At 65.3% G+C, this 18,243-nt stretch carries 15 protein-coding genes; 10 read left to right on the top strand and 5 right to left on the bottom strand.

Annotated features, from left to right (window positions below):
• The first annotated feature begins 43 nt into the window (after nt 1-43).
• From J8I35_RS06915 to tssJ, 5 genes are read left to right on the top strand one after another with little or no spacing between them, the layout of a single operon-like run.
• Complete coding sequence (locus J8I35_RS06915; RefSeq protein ID WP_209924845.1) at nt 44-304, top strand: PAAR domain-containing protein; 261 nt, start codon at nt 44-46, stop codon at nt 302-304.
• Entirely contained in the window at nt 256-1,608 is a 1,353-nt protein-coding gene (locus tag J8I35_RS06920; protein ID WP_245170139.1) for a hypothetical protein, read from the top strand. The genes J8I35_RS06915 and J8I35_RS06920 overlap by 49 nt, the downstream gene beginning before the upstream one ends.
• Nucleotides 1,556-5,140, top strand: coding sequence for an ImcF-related family protein (locus tag J8I35_RS06925; protein WP_245170140.1), 3,585 nt, complete (start codon nt 1,556-1,558; stop codon nt 5,138-5,140). Before J8I35_RS06920 ends, J8I35_RS06925 begins: the two co-directional genes overlap by 53 nt.
• Entirely contained in the window at nt 5,137-6,987 is a 1,851-nt protein-coding gene (gene tssF, locus J8I35_RS06930; protein ID WP_209924846.1) for a type VI secretion system baseplate subunit TssF, read from the top strand. The genes J8I35_RS06925 and tssF overlap by 4 nt, the downstream gene beginning before the upstream one ends.
• A gap of 17 nt (nt 6,988-7,004) precedes the next feature.
• Nucleotides 7,005-7,514: a type VI secretion system lipoprotein TssJ gene (gene tssJ / locus J8I35_RS06935; RefSeq protein WP_176015801.1), complete on the top strand. Its 510-nt coding sequence runs from the start codon at nt 7,005-7,007 to the stop codon at nt 7,512-7,514.
• 120 nt (nt 7,515-7,634) lie between these two features.
• Here the strand turns inward: tssJ and J8I35_RS06940 are convergent, their stop codons facing one another.
• Entirely contained in the window at nt 7,635-8,513 is an 879-nt protein-coding gene (locus J8I35_RS06940) for a MurR/RpiR family transcriptional regulator (protein WP_209924847.1), read from the bottom strand.
• Between the two features lie 368 nt (nt 8,514-8,881).
• Between J8I35_RS06940 and ggt the strand changes: the two genes are divergently transcribed.
• Nucleotides 8,882-10,633 (top strand): gamma-glutamyltransferase, encoded by a 1,752-nt coding sequence (ggt, locus tag J8I35_RS06945; RefSeq protein WP_209924848.1) that lies wholly within the window; start codon nt 8,882-8,884, stop codon nt 10,631-10,633.
• Nucleotides 10,634-10,786: 153 nt separating this feature from the next.
• Nucleotides 10,787-12,115, top strand: coding sequence for a dicarboxylate/amino acid:cation symporter (locus J8I35_RS06950; protein WP_209924849.1), 1,329 nt, complete (start codon nt 10,787-10,789; stop codon nt 12,113-12,115).
• Between the two features lie 3 nt (nt 12,116-12,118).
• Here the strand turns inward: J8I35_RS06950 and J8I35_RS06955 are convergent, their stop codons facing one another.
• Together J8I35_RS06955 and J8I35_RS06960 are read right to left on the bottom strand one after the other, a co-directional pair.
• Entirely contained in the window at nt 12,119-12,508 is a 390-nt protein-coding gene (locus J8I35_RS06955) for a DUF3331 domain-containing protein (RefSeq protein WP_209924850.1), read from the bottom strand.
• 44 nt (nt 12,509-12,552) lie between these two features.
• Nucleotides 12,553-13,845 carry an NAD(P)/FAD-dependent oxidoreductase gene (locus J8I35_RS06960; RefSeq protein WP_209924851.1) on the bottom strand — a complete coding sequence of 431 codons (1,293 nt, stop codon included), beginning with the start codon at nt 13,843-13,845 and terminating at the stop codon, nt 12,553-12,555.
• 145 nt (nt 13,846-13,990) lie between these two features.
• Here J8I35_RS06960 and J8I35_RS06965 point away from each other — a divergent pair, with 145 nt between their 5' ends.
• A complete protein-coding gene (locus J8I35_RS06965) occupies nt 13,991-14,650 on the top strand; it encodes a TetR family transcriptional regulator (protein ID WP_209924852.1) in 660 nt (219 codons plus the stop codon).
• A gap of 24 nt (nt 14,651-14,674) precedes the next feature.
• Here the strand turns inward: J8I35_RS06965 and J8I35_RS06970 are convergent, their stop codons facing one another.
• On the bottom strand, nt 14,675-15,586 hold the full coding sequence (locus J8I35_RS06970) for a LysR family transcriptional regulator (RefSeq protein ID WP_209924853.1): 912 nt from the start codon (nt 15,584-15,586) through the stop codon (nt 14,675-14,677).
• Between the two features lie 108 nt (nt 15,587-15,694).
• On the opposite strand from J8I35_RS06970, the gene J8I35_RS06975 reads away from it, so the two are divergent.
• Nucleotides 15,695-16,456 carry an SDR family NAD(P)-dependent oxidoreductase gene (locus tag J8I35_RS06975; protein ID WP_089489505.1) on the top strand — a complete coding sequence of 254 codons (762 nt, stop codon included), beginning with the start codon at nt 15,695-15,697 and terminating at the stop codon, nt 16,454-16,456.
• 24 nt (nt 16,457-16,480) lie between these two features.
• Here J8I35_RS06975 and soxR read toward each other — a convergent pair whose 3' ends face one another.
• Nucleotides 16,481-16,960, bottom strand: a complete 480-nt coding sequence (gene soxR, locus J8I35_RS06980; RefSeq protein WP_050011996.1) for a redox-sensitive transcriptional activator SoxR — start codon at nt 16,958-16,960, stop codon at nt 16,481-16,483.
• A gap of 79 nt (nt 16,961-17,039) precedes the next feature.
• Between soxR and J8I35_RS06985 the strand changes: the two genes are divergently transcribed.
• The gene (locus J8I35_RS06985) at nt 17,040-18,242 is read left to right on the top strand and encodes an efflux RND transporter periplasmic adaptor subunit (protein WP_209924854.1); all 1,203 of its coding nucleotides are present in this window, start codon (nt 17,040-17,042) and stop codon (nt 18,240-18,242) included.
• Nucleotide 18,243 lies beyond the last annotated feature (1 nt).

Raw genomic sequence — 18,243 nt, forward strand, 5'->3', positions numbered from 1 at the left:
TGCCGGGAATTCAAAAAACCCTACTCAACTAGATAGCCGATATATGCAATCTCCCATTCGCAAAGGTGACAAGCTCGAACATGGCGGCGAAGTCACCAGCGGCTCGCCATGGACGATGTTCATGGACAGGCCGCTTGCACGTAAAGGCGATAATGCGACCTGCGACTTGCATGGTCCGACCGTCATTGACGAGGGCGCCGACAAGTATTCCGATCGCGACGGGGAGCTGTTCGCGCTGGACGGCCATCGATGTGCATGTGGTTGTCGATTGATTTCGTCGCTACCGAACGTCCACTTCGAGTAATGCCGGTCGATCTTTCTCCCGCCGGACGCCCCAGCGCGTATCCGCTCAGGATGCGCTTCTGGCCGTGGGCATTAACTTGGTTTGTCTGTAATGTGTTCGGTCCGCTGGTTGTTTTGCTGACGTGGCCGAAAAGCGAACCCGCGAGTGGCCTTAGGTTTTGGGGCTTGATTATTGGGGTGCCGAACGGACTGTTTCTGGTCCTGCTCGGCTTTGGTCGCGCAGGCTACGAGGGGCTGTGGTACCGCGCATACTGGCGCAACCATCATCGTGACCGCTGGCTTGCGAAGAAGATCGGGTTCGCGCAGCGACCGCTCTATGTACTCGGAGCAGGCTATTGCCTGCCTCTTGGCGGGACATCTTTGTTCGACGTTCTGAGAGGGAAACGCTCCATCATGAAGGTGCAAGCCCCACGGCACGGCTCAGGAAAAGTTTTGTGCAATCGCTTTGAGGACAACGACCCGCTACTGGACGGCCCGTCCAATGAGCCGCCACTGGACGCTTCATTCATGGCGGATGAAGAGGAAACCCCAACTGACAATGCTGCCGTACCGAAGAAGGCCGATCCAGTTGTGCAGATGATCCGCGTTGCGCTTGAGCCTCTCGCTGGAAGCATTCACGCATTAACTCGATACGAAAGGGCATATTGGCCCCAAGTACGCGTATTGACCGAGTCGGACGTCGCGAACATGCGTTTGACCCAGGTTCGCGCTGCGATGCATCTGGCGGCGCTTCCGCCCTTGGAAGTCCGGGCCGTTCCGGCTACCGACGGGTTGCTTGTGGCCGATGCATGGCTCGATGCGCATGAATCCCGTCCGCTCCTCGTCATCGCTACGGCGTGGTACGACGATGATATCGATGAGAGCCTCGCCGAGGGATGTGTGGCTGCGTTGTTCGATGCCGGCTGTTTCGGGCTCCCGCATGAGGTCAGCAGAAAGGCTGCGCTACATAGGCCCGTTGCAGGTGATTCCGCTGAATCAGAATATGGTTTCGCGAACGCCGCCATCTGGGGCAAAGCCGATGCCGCGTCGGTGACGCGCGCGTGGATAACGCGGCCGGTTGAAAACTGCGCCCCCGCTTTGAACGCTGCAGGGTTTGTGATTGCAGCAAAAGACGCCGCGCAGACTCGGCTGGATCGTATCGTTGGCGACATGCGGGCAGCGAACGGTCTGCTGGCGATCGCTGCGGCGATCGAGTCCGGTGCCAGTGACGGACCGCAACTCGTCGTCGATGGCTCGCACTCGGCCATCCTCCATGTCTTACCCCAAGATCAAACGGCTTCAACGCATGTCGATATCCAAAAATAACCTGCATAACGCGCAGCCTCAAGCGGCGTTAACCGAAGAAGCTCACAGCCGGGTCGCAGTCTGGGGGCTGCCTCTTGCCGCGTTGGTTATTGCTGTTGCAGCGCTTGTGCTGGCTTGGTTCCAGGGCGAGCGCCTCGGCGTTCCCGATGGCACGCCTCGCACACTGGCATTAATCGGTATTCCGGTATTGCTGGTTGTCATCGTGATCATTCATCTGATTGCGATATCGACTGGCGCATATGTGGGCGCTGCCAAACTGTTTCGTCTGCAAACCGGCGAGAAGGAGGCTGCTTCAACGACGGGACAGCAGATCAAACGCGATGCCCGTCTGCAACGCCTGTTCGAGGAACTACGGGTATCGCAGGGCCGGCGCTGGCGATACCGCTTACCGTGGCTGATGGTGACCGGTGCGGACACATTGCTCGATCAGGTCGCGCCGGGACTGAAGCGCGCGGGCGCAATGCCGGTTGGCAACGCGATCCTCGTACACGCAGCACCTGACGGCGTCGACGCGGGCGTGTGGCGCCGGCAGATCCGTAAGCTGCGCAGCAGACGCCCGGTCGACGGCCTTGTGCACGTCACGCACGTGGACGAGCGCGATATCGAATTGCCGTGCGTCCTCGCCGCGCTGGCCGCCGACATCGGCTGGGACGCACCTGTCACGTTGCTGCACGCCGTGCCCGCGCAGGGCGATCGACCCGAGACGTTCGAAGTGATCGGTGCATTTCCGCGGGCGGCATACAAAGGGGGGCCGCCGGCGCTGGACTTGCGCGATCAGCTTGCCGCGATTGAGCGCTGTACGGCGGACGCGGGCGTGCAGCAATGTACAGCGCCCACGCGGGTCAGCTATCTAGCCGAAATCTCGCAATACATCGGGACACGGCTCGAACACATCGTTACCGGCTGGCAAGCGCTCTTGGCATCGCAATGGCTGCGCGCGCCGCTAGCAGGTGTGATGTTCGCTCCGGTATTTGAGGCGACAGCGGCGATGCCGACGCCGGTGCCGATCGCCGCGGACGCGAGCACAAGGGTGACGAACATCCCGATCGAGTTCCCGCCGCAACCGGCTGCACTGTTACCCGCGTGGCGCGCTATCGCCAACCGGCGACGCATTGGCCGGCGGGTCGGATTCTACTGGCCGGATGTGCTAGCGATGGGCGTGACCATTGCGGCGATAGCGTGGTGTGCATGGATGACCGCATCGTTCATCGGCAACCAGCGACTCATGCGCGAAGCGCAGGCGGCAGCGCGCGCAGCGGTCGATGCGCGGCCGCAGACCACAGCCGCCTGGCGCGCGCAACTGGCGTTACAACAGTTGATGGAAAGGCTCGAATACCGGCAGCAGCATGGCGCCCCGTGGTACCTGCGGGCCGGCTTGTCGCGAAATGACGATGTTCTCGGCAGTCTCTGGCAACCGTACCGACTCGCTGCGACGCGTAACTTGCAGGTGCCCGTGGTGCAAACGATCGGGGAAGTGTTGAAGGCAGCAGATCAGGCACGCGCCGATAGCCTGCAATCGCAGGACACGCGACGTAGTACCTACAACGCGCTCAAGACTTATCTGATGCTCGGCGAGCCATCGCGCACCGAGCCCGCATTTCTGAAGCGTACGCTCGTCACCCTATGGGCGCGGCCGGACGAGATGCCGCTCGGCGAGCGTGACGATACCGGCAGGCGGCTTGCAGGCTTCTACGCCGAGCACCTGAAAGCGCATCCCGAATGGCGGATAGCGACGGACGATCGCATCGTGACCTCGACCCGCAACATGCTGGTCACGCAAATGGGACTCGCGTCGGCGGAGGACACGGTGTACCAACGTATCCTCGACGAAGTCAAAAACAAATACGCCGACGCGTCGCTCGAAACGCTGCTGAATGGCGCAGATGCGCATGGAATGTTCAAGGCATCACAGACCGTCCCGGGGGTCTATACGCGTGCGGCGTGGGACGGCATGGTCGCCTCGGCAATCGACAAGGCGTCGCATGAACGCCGGATCAGCGGTGACTGGGTGTTGTCCGGCTCGCAGATTTCGCAGAGGATCGGCAATACGCTCGCGAACGGTATGACCCAAACCACGGCGATCGACGACGAGAAACGCGCAGCCGAGGAACTGAAGCAGCGATTGACGGCCCGGTATTTTGGCGAGTACACGGCGGCATGGCAGCGCATGCTCAATAGCCTGCAGTGGCAACCGACGTCCAACCTCGGTGGCGCGATCGAGCAGCTTTCCAGACTGGCGGACGCTCAGACGTCACCGTTGATCGCGCTGATGAAATCCGTGCAGTATCAGGCGCAAGCGGGGCGGCCGTCGCAGGCGCTGGCCGAGACCCTGGTGAGAAAGGCGCAGAACCTGATCGGGGCCGACGAACAGGCGGGGGCAACCGTCATCAACCCGCTCGACAAGCCGTTTGGTCCACTGCTGGTGCTGATGGGCGATACGGGCACGTCGTCTGCCGCGGAAAACGGGAAGCGCGCCACGCCAGCCGACATCGCGCTAAGCGGTGTCAGCTTGTCGCGCTACCTGACGGCAGTCACGACGATGCGGCTGAAGCTGCAGCAGATCGCAGGCAGTCCGGACGCTCAGGTAATGGCGCGCTCGCTCGCCCAGGCCGTGTTTCAAGGCAAGTTGTCGGAATTGTCCCAGGCGCGCAACGACGCGGCGCTCACGGCCGCGAGCCTGGGTACGGCGTGGGCGGGCTTCGGCGATACGGTGTTTGCGCAGCCGCTCGAAACCGCATGGCAGACGATCCTGAAACCGGCTGCCGCGAGCCTGAATGACGCATGGCGGGCCGGTGTTGCCGCACCGTTCAACGCAGCGATGAGCGGCCGTTATCCGTTCTTCGATACGCAGGCCGATGCGTCCTTCGCCGAGTTCGGCCGCTATGTACGACCCGATACCGGATTGATTTCGCGCTTCATCACGACGCAACTGGCCGGCGTGATGAAACTCGAGGGTGACTATTGGGCGCGCAGCGAGCTCGCACCGCAGGCGTTGCAGTTCGACCCGACATTCCTGAGCGCCGTCCGGCAGTTGTCGACGGTTGGGGTACAGCTTTACCCGCAGGCCGATGCGGGGCAGAAATTCGAAATGATGGCGTTGCCGACGCCGAACGTGACGCGATCGGAACTGTCGGTCGACGGCATGCGGATCGTCTATTTCAATCAGCAGGAGCGCTGGACCCCACTGGCATGGCCCGGCAACGGCCTGAACGGGCACGCGAGGCTCACATGGCAGACGCGCGACGCAGGCCTGCGACAGGCATTTGATTCGGCCGGCGATTGGGCATTCCTGCGTCTGCTGAGCGAGGCCGACATCAAGCCGCTCGATGGCACGCGCTATCGGCTTACATGGAACACGGGGAGCAGCGAGCCGTTGTCGTACGTATTGCGTACGCGGGTCGGCGCCGGGCCGATCGACCTGCTGAAACTGCGCGGGTTCCGCATGCCGGATCGCATTTTCGTCGTCGGCAAGGCGGGTGCCGTGCCGACGATGCCGCTTCTGCCGCCGCTGCCACCGGATTTCCAGCCATGAGTGAAGACAAGAACAATCCGACGAAGCCTGCAGGAAGCGGTGTCGGTGCGGATGACGATCGATACCTGCGCTACTTCGATGCGGAGATGCGTTATCTGCGCGAGGCGGGGAAGGAGTTCGCGAGGTCCCAGCCACAAGGCGCCCGCCGTGTGGGAATGACGATGCCTGGCGCGCGCCACGACAGTGTCGAGCAGACCTACGAGGGTTTCGCGTTTCTCACGAGCCGGCTGCGGATGAAGCTCGATGACGCGGCACCGGAAATCACCGATCCACTGCTCGATCATCTGTGGCCGCATACAGGCCGCACGATTCCGTCGCTGACCATCCTCGAGTGCGTGCCGCGCACCGGCGAGGCGCGGATACTCGATACGTTACCGCCTGGGTTGCAGGTACGTTCGACACCGGTCGGGCCGGACGGGACGATATGTGTCTATCGAACCACTCGGGCGATACACTTGCTACCGCTCAACGTGCGCGAGGCGGGCGCGCGCATGCGCGAGGACGGCCGTACGGTAATCCGGCTCGCGTTCGACCTGCTGCACCGCGAGCAGCGGTTGGTGGACGACCTGTCGCGTATCCGGCTATACCTGCATGGCGACCGGCCGACTGCATCGGCGCTGTACGCGGTTTTCACGCGCCAGGTGGAGTCGATCGGCGTGCGCATGCCGCGCCTGCTAGACGGCCAGCTACAACTGCGCCCGGCGATGACGATCGAGGCGGCGGGCTTCGGCGCGCACGCGCGACTGTGGCCGACCGACCTCGATGTACGCGACGTCGATCTCGACCGCGAGCAGACGATGCTCGAATATTTCGCATTCCCCGAAAAGTTCCACTTCGTGGATTTGTGCGGTTTCGACGCGGCCAGCGTGCCGCCGGGCGAAACACGTCTTGAATTCGAAATCGTGATTCGAGACCGGATCCCCGGTGACGCCACGTTCTGTGCGGACAACATCCGGTTGTTCTGCACGCCGGTGATCAATCTGCTCGAACTGGACGCGCAGGCAATCCGTCCCAATGCGCATGACCGCGACTATCCGGTGCGCGCCCCGGCCTCCGCAGGCGAGCACGTCGAGCCGTACGATGTATTGTCGGTGGTGGCGACCGATCCGCGCACCGCCAGGCAATACCCGTATCAATCGATCAAGGCATTCCGGCACCGCGGCGGGATGATGCGGCACGAGTCGCCGGATCGGTACTACCACGCTTCGATTCGGCAGGGCGTAACGGGCCAACGCGAGATGGTCGTGACGTTGGGCGGGCATCTGTGGGCGGAACCGGGCAGCTTGCCGGACGGACACGTAACGGTCCGGGTGTTGGCAAACAACGGGCGCCTGCCGCGTATGGCGCTGCGTGAATCGATGGTTACCACGCCTGCTTCGACCTTCAATGGTGTCGAGCGCGTGCACAACTTGACGGCCCCGACGATGCCGCTGTATCCGCCGCGCCGCGGCGATTATGACTGGCGGGTGATTTCTCACTTCAATGGCGCGGGCACAACCGAGCTGAACATGATGGACGCGAATGTGCTGCGCGGCGCGCTGTCGTTGTACGACTGGACGCGAGAGGACGATAACCGGCGACGCATCGACGCGATTCGTCACGTTTGGCTCGATGAGGAAACGGAACGGGTGGGGGCGCGTGTCGACCGTATCGTGAATGTGAACGTGGGTATCGAGCCGTCGGGTTTTGCCGGGTCCGGCGACGTCGCGCTGTTCGGCGACGTACTCAGTCGCTTCGTCGGCCGCTATGCGTGCTTCCATTTTGCGGTGCGGCTCGTGCTGTATGAAGGCGTGGGCGGCCCGAGCCGGCGCTATCCATGCACGATCAAGACGGGAGACTGGCTGTGACACCGCGAGCACATCCGATGATGCGAAGCATTCGATTGGCGGCTGCTATTGCGATGACGGCCGCGTTGCTGTCTGGCTGCGGTATGTGGCAATCGACGAAAGAGACGATCGGCGGCATGACACGCGCGATTTTCGTCACGAAGGTCAAGCAGATGAACCTCGTGATCGAAAGCCGTGCCGCACTCAACGAGAACGAGCAGGGACAATCGCTACCGGTCGTGATGCGCGTCTATCAGTTGAAGGATGCGAAGGTCTTCGAAAACACAGCTTACGTTTCGCTGCTCAATGACGACAGTGCGTTACTGAAGGCCGAGCTGCTCGACAGCATGGAGATCACGCTCGTGCCTGATGCCTCGATGGCTCTGTCTGTGCCAATGGCAGCCGACGCGCAAGCTGTGGGCGTGGCGGGGTTCTTCCGCGATGGGCGCGGTGCCGAGTGGCAACTGGTGATTCCGAAGTCGCAGTGGAAGAAGACGGATCCCGTCAAGTTGGTCGTGACCGGCAATCGGATGGAACTGGTGCCCTGAACGAGGGAACGCGACGGGGGCTGGCATGGCGCGTTACATGTGGGGTTTGCCGTTTGGGATTCGAATTGCACACGCCGCGAGGCCGAGCGCTGACGCCCGCGCCTGAATGGCAATACGCCATCACTCCGGCAAATCCCGCTGACTTACATCCCACTCGATCCCGCCCGCATTGAGCAGCTCGATCTTCTCCATCCGCTGCCGCGCCAGCTCCGGCAGCCGGTTCGTCACGCCGATCACCAGCGCTTCGGCGAGCGCCAGCGCCGGCACGTTGGTCTGCAGCATCGCGAAAGGGCGGCCCTGGATTCGCAGCACGATCTCCGCGAACTCGCCGATCGGCGAGCGCCATTCGTCGGTGATCAGCAGGATCCGCGCGCCGAGCCGGTGCGCGGCCTGCGCGAAGCGGATGCTGTCCTTCTGGTAGCGACGAAAGTCGAAGATCACGAGCACGTCGTTGCGCCCCATGTCGGCCAGCGCGACGGACGCGAGATTCACGTTCGGCTCGACGGACTGCACATGCGGCCGCGCATAGGCGAGCGTGAACGAGAACAGCGATGCGAGCGGCGCCGTATAGCGCCCGCCGCCGCAGAACACGCGCACGTCCGGATCGGCCAGCACCGCCACGGCTGCGTCGAACGCGGCCGCGTCGAGCCCTTCGATCGTGGTCGCGAGCGATTCGGACAGCCGCTGGAAAATCGCCGCATGGCTGTCGCGCATGCCCGTTTCCGAATGAAACGCATCCATCCGCGCGAGCGGCGAATTCATCGCGGTGTCGATCTCGTCGTGCAGCGCCTGCTGGAACGACGAATAGTTCGGGAAGCCGATCCGGACGACGAAGCGGAACACGGTCGGGTCGCTGACTTCTGCCTGCTTCGCAAACTGCGCGATCGGGCCCAGCCCGAGACTGGGATAGCGATCCAGCAACGCGTGCGCGACCTTCTGTTCCGACGGCGTGAAGCTATCCATCTGGGATAACAACAACGCCCTGATGCTCGTCCCCATCGGCACTCCGGCTCTCTATCTGAATGGATTGACCAAACGGCAAGCGGGCGCCTGCCGGCAACTGCACGCATGTTAGCCGATTGACGTGCGGCAACTCGCGTGTGGCCCGAAATTAGAGGGACGCATCGCCCGGTCATCGAATAGGTTCATATGTGTAATAAATCAAACATACATCGGTGCGTATGGCGACGTCCATTCGCGATGAATTCAGTGGTTACCCTAGTTTTTGGAGCAAAAAAGTGAGTGTTATGATCGCGGCCTCGCTGAAATGTATCGTTTATTACACGTCGGATGGGCAGTGTCGATACGCAGTAATGGACCGATGCATCCCCGGCATGGCCCGGTTTATTCGTCTGGAGGATCCCGTCATGAGGCGGCTGGTAATACTCACCCTGTTGTCGGCGATGAGCGTGTGCGCGTTCGCCGCGTCGGACCCGGCGGTCGAAGCGAAGAACGGCATGGTCGTATCGTCGCAGCACTTCGCGTCGCAGATCGGCGTCGACATCCTGAAGGCAGGCGGCAACGCGGTGGACGCGGCAGTGGCCGTCGGCTATGCGCAGGCCGTGACCAACGCGTGCTGCGGCAACATCGGCGGCGGCGGTTTCATGACGATCCACCTGGCCGACGGCCGCGACCGCTTCATCAATTTCCGCGAGACCGCGCCGGCCGCGGCGTCCGCGAACATGTATCTGGATGCGTCGGGTAACGTGATTCCGGAGCAGAGCCTGTACGGCTATCGCGCGGTCGGCGTGCCGGGCACCGTGGCCGGCCTCGATCTCGCGCAGCGCAAGTACGGGAAGCTGACGCGCAAGCAGGTGATGGCGCCGGCGATCCGGCTCGCGCGCGACGGCTTCGTGCTGACGCGCGGCGATACGGACATCCTTGATACGACGGTCGAGCGCTTCAAGAAGGATCCGGAAGCCGCGCGCATCTTCCTGCGCCCGGACGGCACCGCGTTGCAGCCGGGCGATCGCCTGGTGCAGAAGGACCTGGCCCGCACGCTCGAGCGCATCGCGGAGCAGGGGCCCGACGCGTTCTATCACGGCGAGATCCCGAAGATCGTGGAGGCAGCGGCCAAGCGCGGCGGCGGCGTGATCACGGCGGCCGATTTCGCGTCCTATCGCGCGCAGGACATGTCGCCGCTGACGTGCACGTATCGCGGCTACGAGTTCGTGTCGGCGCCGCCGCCGAGCTCGGGCGGCGTGACGATGTGCGAGACGCTGAGCATCCTCGAAGGGTATGACCTGCGCAAGCTCGGCTACCACTCGGCCGCGGCGGTCCACTACATGACCGAAGCGATGCGCCATGCGTACGAAGACCGCAACACGCTGCTCGGCGATCCGGACTTCATCGACAACCCGATCGCGAAGCTCACGAGCAAGGAATACGCGGCGCAGATCCGCAAGAGCATCCATGCCGATACGGCGACGCCGTCGGTCGACGTGCAGCCCGGCGTCGGCGTGCACGAGAAGCCGGAAACGACGCATTACTCGATCGTCGACCACGACGGCAACGCGGTGTCGACGACCTATACGGTCAACGGCCGCTTCGGCGCCGTGGTCATCGCGCCGGGCACGGGTTTCTTCCTGAACGACGAGATGGACGATTTCACCGTGAAGGTCGGCGCGCAGAACCTGTTCGGCCTCGTGCAGGGCACGCGCAACTCGATCGCGCCCGGCAAGCGTCCGCTGTCGTCGATGGCGCCGACGATCGTGAAGAAGGACGGCAAGGTGTTCATGGTGGTCGGTTCGCCGGGCGGCTCGCGCATCATCACGATCACGCTGCAGACCGTGCTGAACGTGATCGACTACGGGATGACGCCGCAGGATGCGGTCGCCGCGCCGCGCATCCATCACCAGTGGCTGCCCGATGCGGTCTATTACGAAACCTACGGCCTGTCGCCCGACACGCTCGCGATCCTGCGCAACATGGGCTACAAGATGGTCGAGCAGACGCCGTGGGGCGCCGCCGAGCTGATCATGGTCGGCCTGCCGGGCACCGAAGCGGCGAGCCGCCAGAGCTCCGGGAACGATTCGTCCGTGTCCGGCAACGTGCGGGTCGGCTTCATCTACGGCTACAACGACCCGCGCCGTCCGGCGGGCGCCGCGATCGGCTACTGACCGATCGTTTCATGCCGAATCGCTGCCGCCGGCGTTCGCGTTGCCGCGAATGCCGGTGCGCGGCGGCGGCGCGTCCGTCGGCGGACATCCGCCAGCCTGAGCGGCCCGCGCGCCTTTTTCCGTCAACTCGATCGCCATGCGGCGAATTCCCTCATGAACAAACGAATGTCTGCGGCAGGCTGGATCCTGCTCGCGATGGCAGCCGGCATCCTGATCGGCTACCTGATCTATACGCAGCTTCCGGACAAGCAGTCGGCCGCGGAAATCGCCGGCTACATCTCGCTCGTGTCCGACGTGTTCCTGCGGCTCATCAAGATGGTGATCGGCCCGCTGGTGTTCTCGACGCTGGTCGTCGGCATTGCGCACATGGGCGACGCGTCGTCGGTCGGGCGCGTGTTCGTGAAGGCGCTCGGCTGGTTCGTCACCGCGTCGCTGATCTCGCTGCTGCTCGGCCTGCTGATGGCGAACCTGCTGCGGCCCGGCGAGAACCTCGGCCTGCCGCTGCCGGACATCGGCGCGTCCGCGCATCTGGCGACGTCCAAGTTCACGCTGAAGGATTTCGTCGGCCACATGGTGCCGAAATCGATCGCCGAGGCGATGGCGAACAACGAGATCCTGCAGATCGTCGTGTTCTCGATGTTCTTCGGCGTCGCGCTGGCCGCACTCGGCGAGCGTGGCAAGATCCTCGTCGCCGCGATCGACCAGCTCGCGCACGTGATGCTGAAGATCACCGGCTACGTGATGAAGCTCGCGCCGCTGGCGGTGATGGCCGCGATGGCGTCGACCGTCGCGGTCAACGGGTTGTCGATCCTGCTGAAGTTCGCGGTGTTCATGGGCGACTTCTACGTGAGCCTCGTGCTGCTGTGGGCCACGCTCGTCGCGGCCGGGCTGCTGTTCCTCGGCCGCCGCGTGTTCAAGCTGCTCCTGCTGATCAAGGAAGCATTCATGCTGTCGTTCGCGACCGCCAGCTCCGAAGCCGCATATCCGAAGATCCTCGACGCGCTCGACCGTTTTGGCGTGCGCCGCAAGATCTCCAGCTTCGTGATGCCGATGGGCTATTCGTTCAACCTCGACGGCTCGATGATGTACTGCACGTTCGCGTCGCTGTTCATCGCGCAGGCGTACAACATCCACCTGTCGCTCGGTACGCAGATCACGATGCTGCTGATCCTGATGCTGACGTCGAAGGGGATGGCCGGCGTGCCGCGCGCGTCGCTCGTCGTGATCGCCGCGACGCTGCACCAGTTCGACATCCCGGAAGCCGGACTGCTGCTGATTCTCGGCGTCGACACGTTCCTCGACATGGGCCGCTCGGCCACGAACGCGGTAGGCAACTCGATCGCCAGCGCGGTAGTCGCGAAGTGGGAAGGCGAGCTGATGTCGGAGTCCGAAGCGAACGCGCATGCCGCGCATCTCGATGCCGAACTCGAACGGCAGAACCGCGCTCCGGCCTATGGCGCCGGTCAGACCACGTCGACCTGATGCTCAGCCCGCCAACGCGTCGTCGATGCACGCCGCGAGCACCATCGCGGCGGCGTTGCCGGGCGTCGAGCCGAGCAGTTGCGGCGCATAGACGCTGTCGCCGATCTCGATCGGTCGCCCCGACAGCGCGCACACGCCGTGCTTGCGCGTCGTGAACAGGCGCCACTTCTGGTAGCCGTAGTGTCCGGTGCAGGCGTCGCACCACGAAATCATCACGGTGTCGGCCGTGGGCCGTTCGAGCACGCTGATGGTCGGCTTGCTCGTCGCGTCCCACGACGGCAGCCGGTCGCGCGTGACGCTGCGCCGCCGCGGCTCGCCCCACGAGACGGACGGCATGTCGAAGCTGCCGATTGCGGCGACGGTCATGAGCCAGGGCATTGCACGGTTGTTCATGTTTCTGTTCCTCGAAACGTTACGCGGTGCCGCGACGCGCGGCATCACGACAGGCGGATGCGCGGCTGCACCCAGCCGTTGATCCGTTCGGCGATCCACAGCAAGGTCGCCTTGGAGAAGCCGTGCAGCGCCTGCTGGTGCCGCCGATAGAGCATCAGGTGGCTGAACTGCGCGAAACGCCCCTGGATGAAGCCACCGCGGAAGAACCCGAACTGCCCGAGCGTGCCGAACGCGTCGTAATCGCTGATCGACACCAGCGCGCCGAAATCGTGGAACGCGAACGGCGGAATCGGCGTGCCGTCGAGCCACGCGGGCAGGTGCTTCGCGAGATGCTCGGCCTGCTGCGTCGCGACCTGCGCGGTCGGCGGCAGCGGCCGTTCCTGGCCGTCGAGCTGCAGGCTCGCGCAATCGCCGATCGCGAACACGTGTTCGTCGCCGCTCGCCTGCAGCGTGGGGCTGACGACGATCTGGTTCGCGCGGTTCGTGTCGAGCCCACCCAGCCCCTGCATGAAATCGGGCGCCTTCACGCCGGCCGCCCAGACCATCAGGTCCGCTTCGGCGAACGAGCCGTCGCCGTAGTGGAAACCGTTCGCGTCGGCCGACGTGACGCGCGTCGACGTCAGCACGCGAAAGCCGATCTGTTCGAGCCGCCGCTGGGCCGACGCGGAAATCCGCGGCGGAAACGCGTTGAGGATGCGCGGGCCGCTTTCGAGCAGCGTGAGCTGCAGCCGCTCGCGCACCGTTTCGTCACCGTACGCCTGCGCCACTTCCAGCAAGCGGCTGAGCTCTGCCGCGAGTTCCACGCCCGTCGCGCCCGCGCCGACGATCGCGACGCGAAACGGCTCGTCGCGCGCGATGCTGCGGAACACGCGCATTCGCAACGCTTCGTTGAAGGTCTCCGCCTGCTGCTGGCTGTCGATGAAATAGCAGTGCTCGCGCACGCCGGGCACTCCGAAATCGTTGGCCTGGCTGCCGAGCGCGAGGATCAGCACGTCGTAGTCGAGTTCGCGTGCGTCGATCACCACGTCGCCGTCCTGCGAGCGGATCTCGCCGAGCTGCACGCGGCGGCGCGCGCGATCGAGCCCCTTCAGTTCGCCGGGCTGGTACGTGTAGCCGTGGTCGCGGGCATGGGCGAGGAAGATCACCTGTTGCTGCTGGACGTCGCGCGTGCCGGCCGCGATCGTGTGCAGCATCGGCTTCCAGATGTGCGTCGGACTGCGGTCGATGATCGTGATCTGCGCCTGCCCGGACCGGCCGAGACGTTCGCCCAGGCGGGTCGCGAGCTGCAGCCCGGCGATCCCGCCACCGACGATGACGATACGTGTAGGGGTTGTCATGTATAAATCATCACGTGATGAATAATGTATGATCCTAGCGCTTCCCGGCTCCGCGTGTCAACGGAGCGGGGCAGGCCGCCCGATTCCGGGCCGGGAAACCGGCGCCGGATACGGGCATTCGAATCGTTCAAGGAGCAGGAAAAACGTGGCAGAAGTCACTGAGCGCGCGCCGTCGAAGCGGCGTACGCGCGGACGGCCGTCGGCGGACGCGTCCGTCGGTCCGGACGTGATATTGCGGGCCGCGCGCCGTACGTTCGCGAAGCGCGGCTACGACGCGACGAGCGTGCGCGAAGTCGCGCGCGAGCTGGGCATCGATGCGGCGCTGATCGCGCATCACTTCGGTGCGAAGGAAACGTTGTGGCTGGCGGTCGTCGAGCAGATCGTCGAGCTGGCCGAACCGATGTTCGACGCGCTGCGCGCGTTGCGCACGTCGTCGCTGCCGCAGCGCGAGCGCGTGCGGCGCGCGCTCGAACTGTGCGTCGACCACGAGTTCGCCGAGCCGGATATCGGCATGTTCTTCTCGACCGCGGCGACCGAGGAGGGCGGGCGGCTCGATCGGCTGCAGGAGCGGATCGTGCGCCCGTATCACGACGCGATGTTTCCGCTGATCGCGGACGCGGTCGAGGCCGGCGCGATCCGTCCGGTCGATCCGAACGTGCTGTTCTTCATGATCGCGAGCGCGATCGGCACGACGGTGTCGTACAGCCACATGATGCTGGAGTACACGTCGCTGCCGACGCGGCCGGAGGCGTTCCGCGAGGCCGTGCTCGGCGTCGTGTTCAACTTCCTCGGCGACCGGGACTGAGCGCCGCGCGCGCGATGCGCGCGGTCACGTCGCCGCAACCAGGCCCAGTTCGTGCACCGCGTTTCGCGCGGTGTCGCGCAGCGCATCGACGAGCGGCGACGGCGTACGGTACGCGAGCGCCACTTCGTACGCGAGCGGGCTGCCCGCATCCTTCAGTTCGCAGAACGTAATGCCTTGCGGATGCATCGGCACGAACAGGCGCGGCATCAGCGCGACGCCGATGCCGCCGGCGACGAGCCCGGCCGTCGTCTGCATCTGGCGCGGCTGCTGGACCACGCGCGGCGCGAAGCCCGCCTGCGCGCACGCCGTCGCGATCAGCGCGTGCATGCCGGGCCCGTGGTGCGCGGCAAACATGACCCACGGTTCATCCGCCAGCTCGGCCAGCGCGATGCGGCGGCGGCGCGCGAGCCGATGCCCGTCCGGCAGCGCGGCCACCATCCGGTCGCGCAGCAGCGGCTCGACATGCACGTCGCCGGCGTCGGCCACCGGCAGCACGACGAGGCCGACGTCGGTGCGGTCCTGACGCAGCGCAAGCACCTGCTCGGCGGTCGTGCCTTCTTCCAGCTGGAAATCGACGTCGGGATGCCGTTCCTGGAACGCGCGCAGGATCAGCGGCAACAGCGCGTTCACCGTGCTGTCGACGAAACGCAGCCGCAGCGTGCCGCCGAGGCCGGCGCCCGCCCGGCGGGCCACGGCCACCGCGCGCTCGGCCTGTTCGAGTGCGCGCCGTGCTTCGAGCAGGAACGCTTCGCCGGCCGGCGTGAGCCGCGCGCCGCGATTGTCGCGTTCGAGCAAGGCGACGCCCAGTTCGTCCTCGAGCTTGCGGATCGCCGCGCTGAGCGGCGGTTGAGCCATGTGCAGCCGTTCGGCCGCGCGGCGGAAGCTGAGCGTTTCGGCCACTGCGATGAATTGCCGGAACTGGCGCAGATCGATCATGCGATACCTTCCATGTATCAGTAGATCATCGAATTCGTATTTTACCTATCACTCCGAGCTGCCCAGAATGTCCCTGTCGTCAATCGTCGATACTCAGGAGGACAGATCATGACGGGCAATGAACAGCAACGCACGGCAATCGTCACGGGCGGGTCGAGCGGGATCGGTTTCGCGATCGCGAGCCGGCTGGTGCAGGACGGGTATCGCGTCGCGATCGTCGGGCGCGATGCGGCGAGGCTGGAGGCCGCCGTCGAGCGTCTCGGCGGCGCAGCGATCGGGCAGGCCGGCGATCTGAGCGTCCGGCGCGACGCGCAAGCGGTGGTCGCCGCGATCGTCGCGCGATGGCCGCGCATCGACGTGCTGGTCAACAATGCGGGGCGCACCGGGCGCGTCGGCGCGGATACCGAAGCAGGGGAGGCCGAGGCCGTATGGGATGCGGTGCTCCATGCGAACCTGAAAAGCCTGTTCCTGACGACGATGGCCGTGCTGCCGCACCTGGCCGACCGTGCCGCGCGAATCGTCAACATCGGCTCGATCGCGGCGCGCGCCGGCAGCCTGTTGCCGGGCGGCCTCGCGTATGCGGCCGCGAAGGCCGGCGTCGAAGGCTTCACCGTCGCGCTGGCGCGCGAACTCGGGCCGCGCGGAGCGACGGTCAATACGGTCGCGCCCGGCTATATCGCCGGCACGCGCTTGTTCGGCGACAGCGGGGTCGCGCCGGCCGTCGCGGCGATGATCCGCGCGCAGACGCCGGCCGGCCGCGCCGGGCAGCCGGACGACGTCGCCGATGCGGTCGCGTGGCTCGCCGGGCCGCGCGCATCGTTCGTCACGGGCGCGACGATCGCGGTGAACGGCGGCTGGCGCGTCGGATGATGCATGGCGCGCGCGGCCTGCGTGTCATTCGGAATCGATTGGCGGCTTGTCGCCGAGCCAGCGCCGCGCGCCGGGCCCGTTGCGGCCCGCGCGGTCTTCCGGGTTGGTCAGCTTGCAGCGTTTCAGGGACAGGCAGCCGCAGCCGATGCATTCGTCGAGGTTGATGTAGAGCCGCTGGAGCTCCTCGATGCGGCTCGCGACACGCTGCTTCCACCCGCGCGACAGCCGCTGCCAGTCCTTGTTGCTCGGCGCCGTGTCCTCGGGCAGGCTGACGAGCTGCTCGGCGATCTCGTCGAGCGAATAGCCGATCTTCTGCGCGAACACGATGAATGCGATCAGCCGCAGCACTGCGCGCGAATAGTGGCGATGGCTCGAGCCGTTGCGGTGCGACTTGATCAACCCGCGCATCTCGTAGAAACGCAGCGTCGACGCCGGCACGCCGCTGCGCGCGGCCACTTCGCGGATCGACATCAGCGGCCATTGCGGGGTTTCCTGGATACCCATGACACCTTCCGGGAAAGCTTGACTTGAAGTTAACTTCAACTTTTATGCTACGCGGCAGTTTAACCCGTCGCGAGGCATCATGCTCTCCTTTTCCCTACGCAGGACGCCGCCTTTGGGCGCCGCCTGCGCCCTGTTGCTGGCGTTGTCGGGTTGTCACGACGGCAAAGGTACATCGTCGGCCCAGCCCCTTCCCGAAGTTGGCGTCGCTACCGTCGCGCCGCGTACCGTCCGCCTTGCGGACGAATTCAACGGACGCGTCGAAGCGGTCGACGCGGTCGAGCTGCGGCCGCGCGTGAGCGGCTATCTGCAGCGTGTCGCGTACAAGGAGGGCGACGTGGTCGCGCAGGGCGCGCTGCTGTTCGAGATCGATCCGCGCCCGTACCGCATCGCGCTCGACCGTGCGAATGCGCAGCAGCAGCGCGCCCGCGCGGCCGCGAGCCTCGCGAACGTGCAGCTCAAGCGCGTGCAGACGCTGATCGATGCGCATGCGACGTCGCAGGAAGAACTCGACAATGCGCGCGCCACCGCCGAGCAGGCGCGCGCCGATCTGCAGGCGGCCGATGCGGCCGTGGCCGACGCGAAGCTCAATCTCGGCTTCACCGAAGTGCGCGCGCCGATCGCGGGCCGCGTCGGCCGCGCGGTCGCGACCGTCGGCAACCTCGCGCGCGCGGACGACACGCTGCTGACGACCGTCGTGTCGCAGGATCCGGTCTACGTGTATTTCGATTGCGACGAGCAGAGCTACCTGCGCTACAACGCGCGGCGCGCCGATCCGGCGCATCGCGCGATCGGCGCCGATCCGGTGCGCGTCGGACTCGCGAACGAGACGGGCTTCCCGCATGCGGGCACCGTCGATTTCCTCGACAACCGGCTCGATCCGCAGACCGGCACGATTCGCGCCCGCGTGCGGCTGCCGAATGCGGACCATACGTTTACGCCGGGCCTGTATGCGCGCGTGCAGCTCGTCAGCGGCCGCGACCAGGATGCATTGCTGGTCGACGACAAGGCCGTGCTGACCGACCAGGATCGCAAGTACGTGTACGTGCTCGGCCCCGGCGACAAGGCGCTGCGCCGCGACGTGGCGATCGGCCGCGAACTCGACGGCGAGCGGATCGTCGAGAAGGGGTTGCAGGCGGGCGATCGCGTGGTGGTCGACGGCGTGCAGCGCATCTACTATCCGGGCGCGCAGGTGAAGCCGAAGGCGCTGCCCGTGCGGGCGGCGGCGGACTCCGGCGCCGGTACGCAGGCCGTGGCCGATGCCGGCGCGCCTGCCTCGCGATAAC

Origin of the sequence: Burkholderia sp. CpTa8-5 (assembly GCF_017815045.1) — a bacterium.
GTDB classification, from domain to species: domain Bacteria; phylum Pseudomonadota; class Gammaproteobacteria; order Burkholderiales; family Burkholderiaceae; genus Burkholderia; species Burkholderia sola.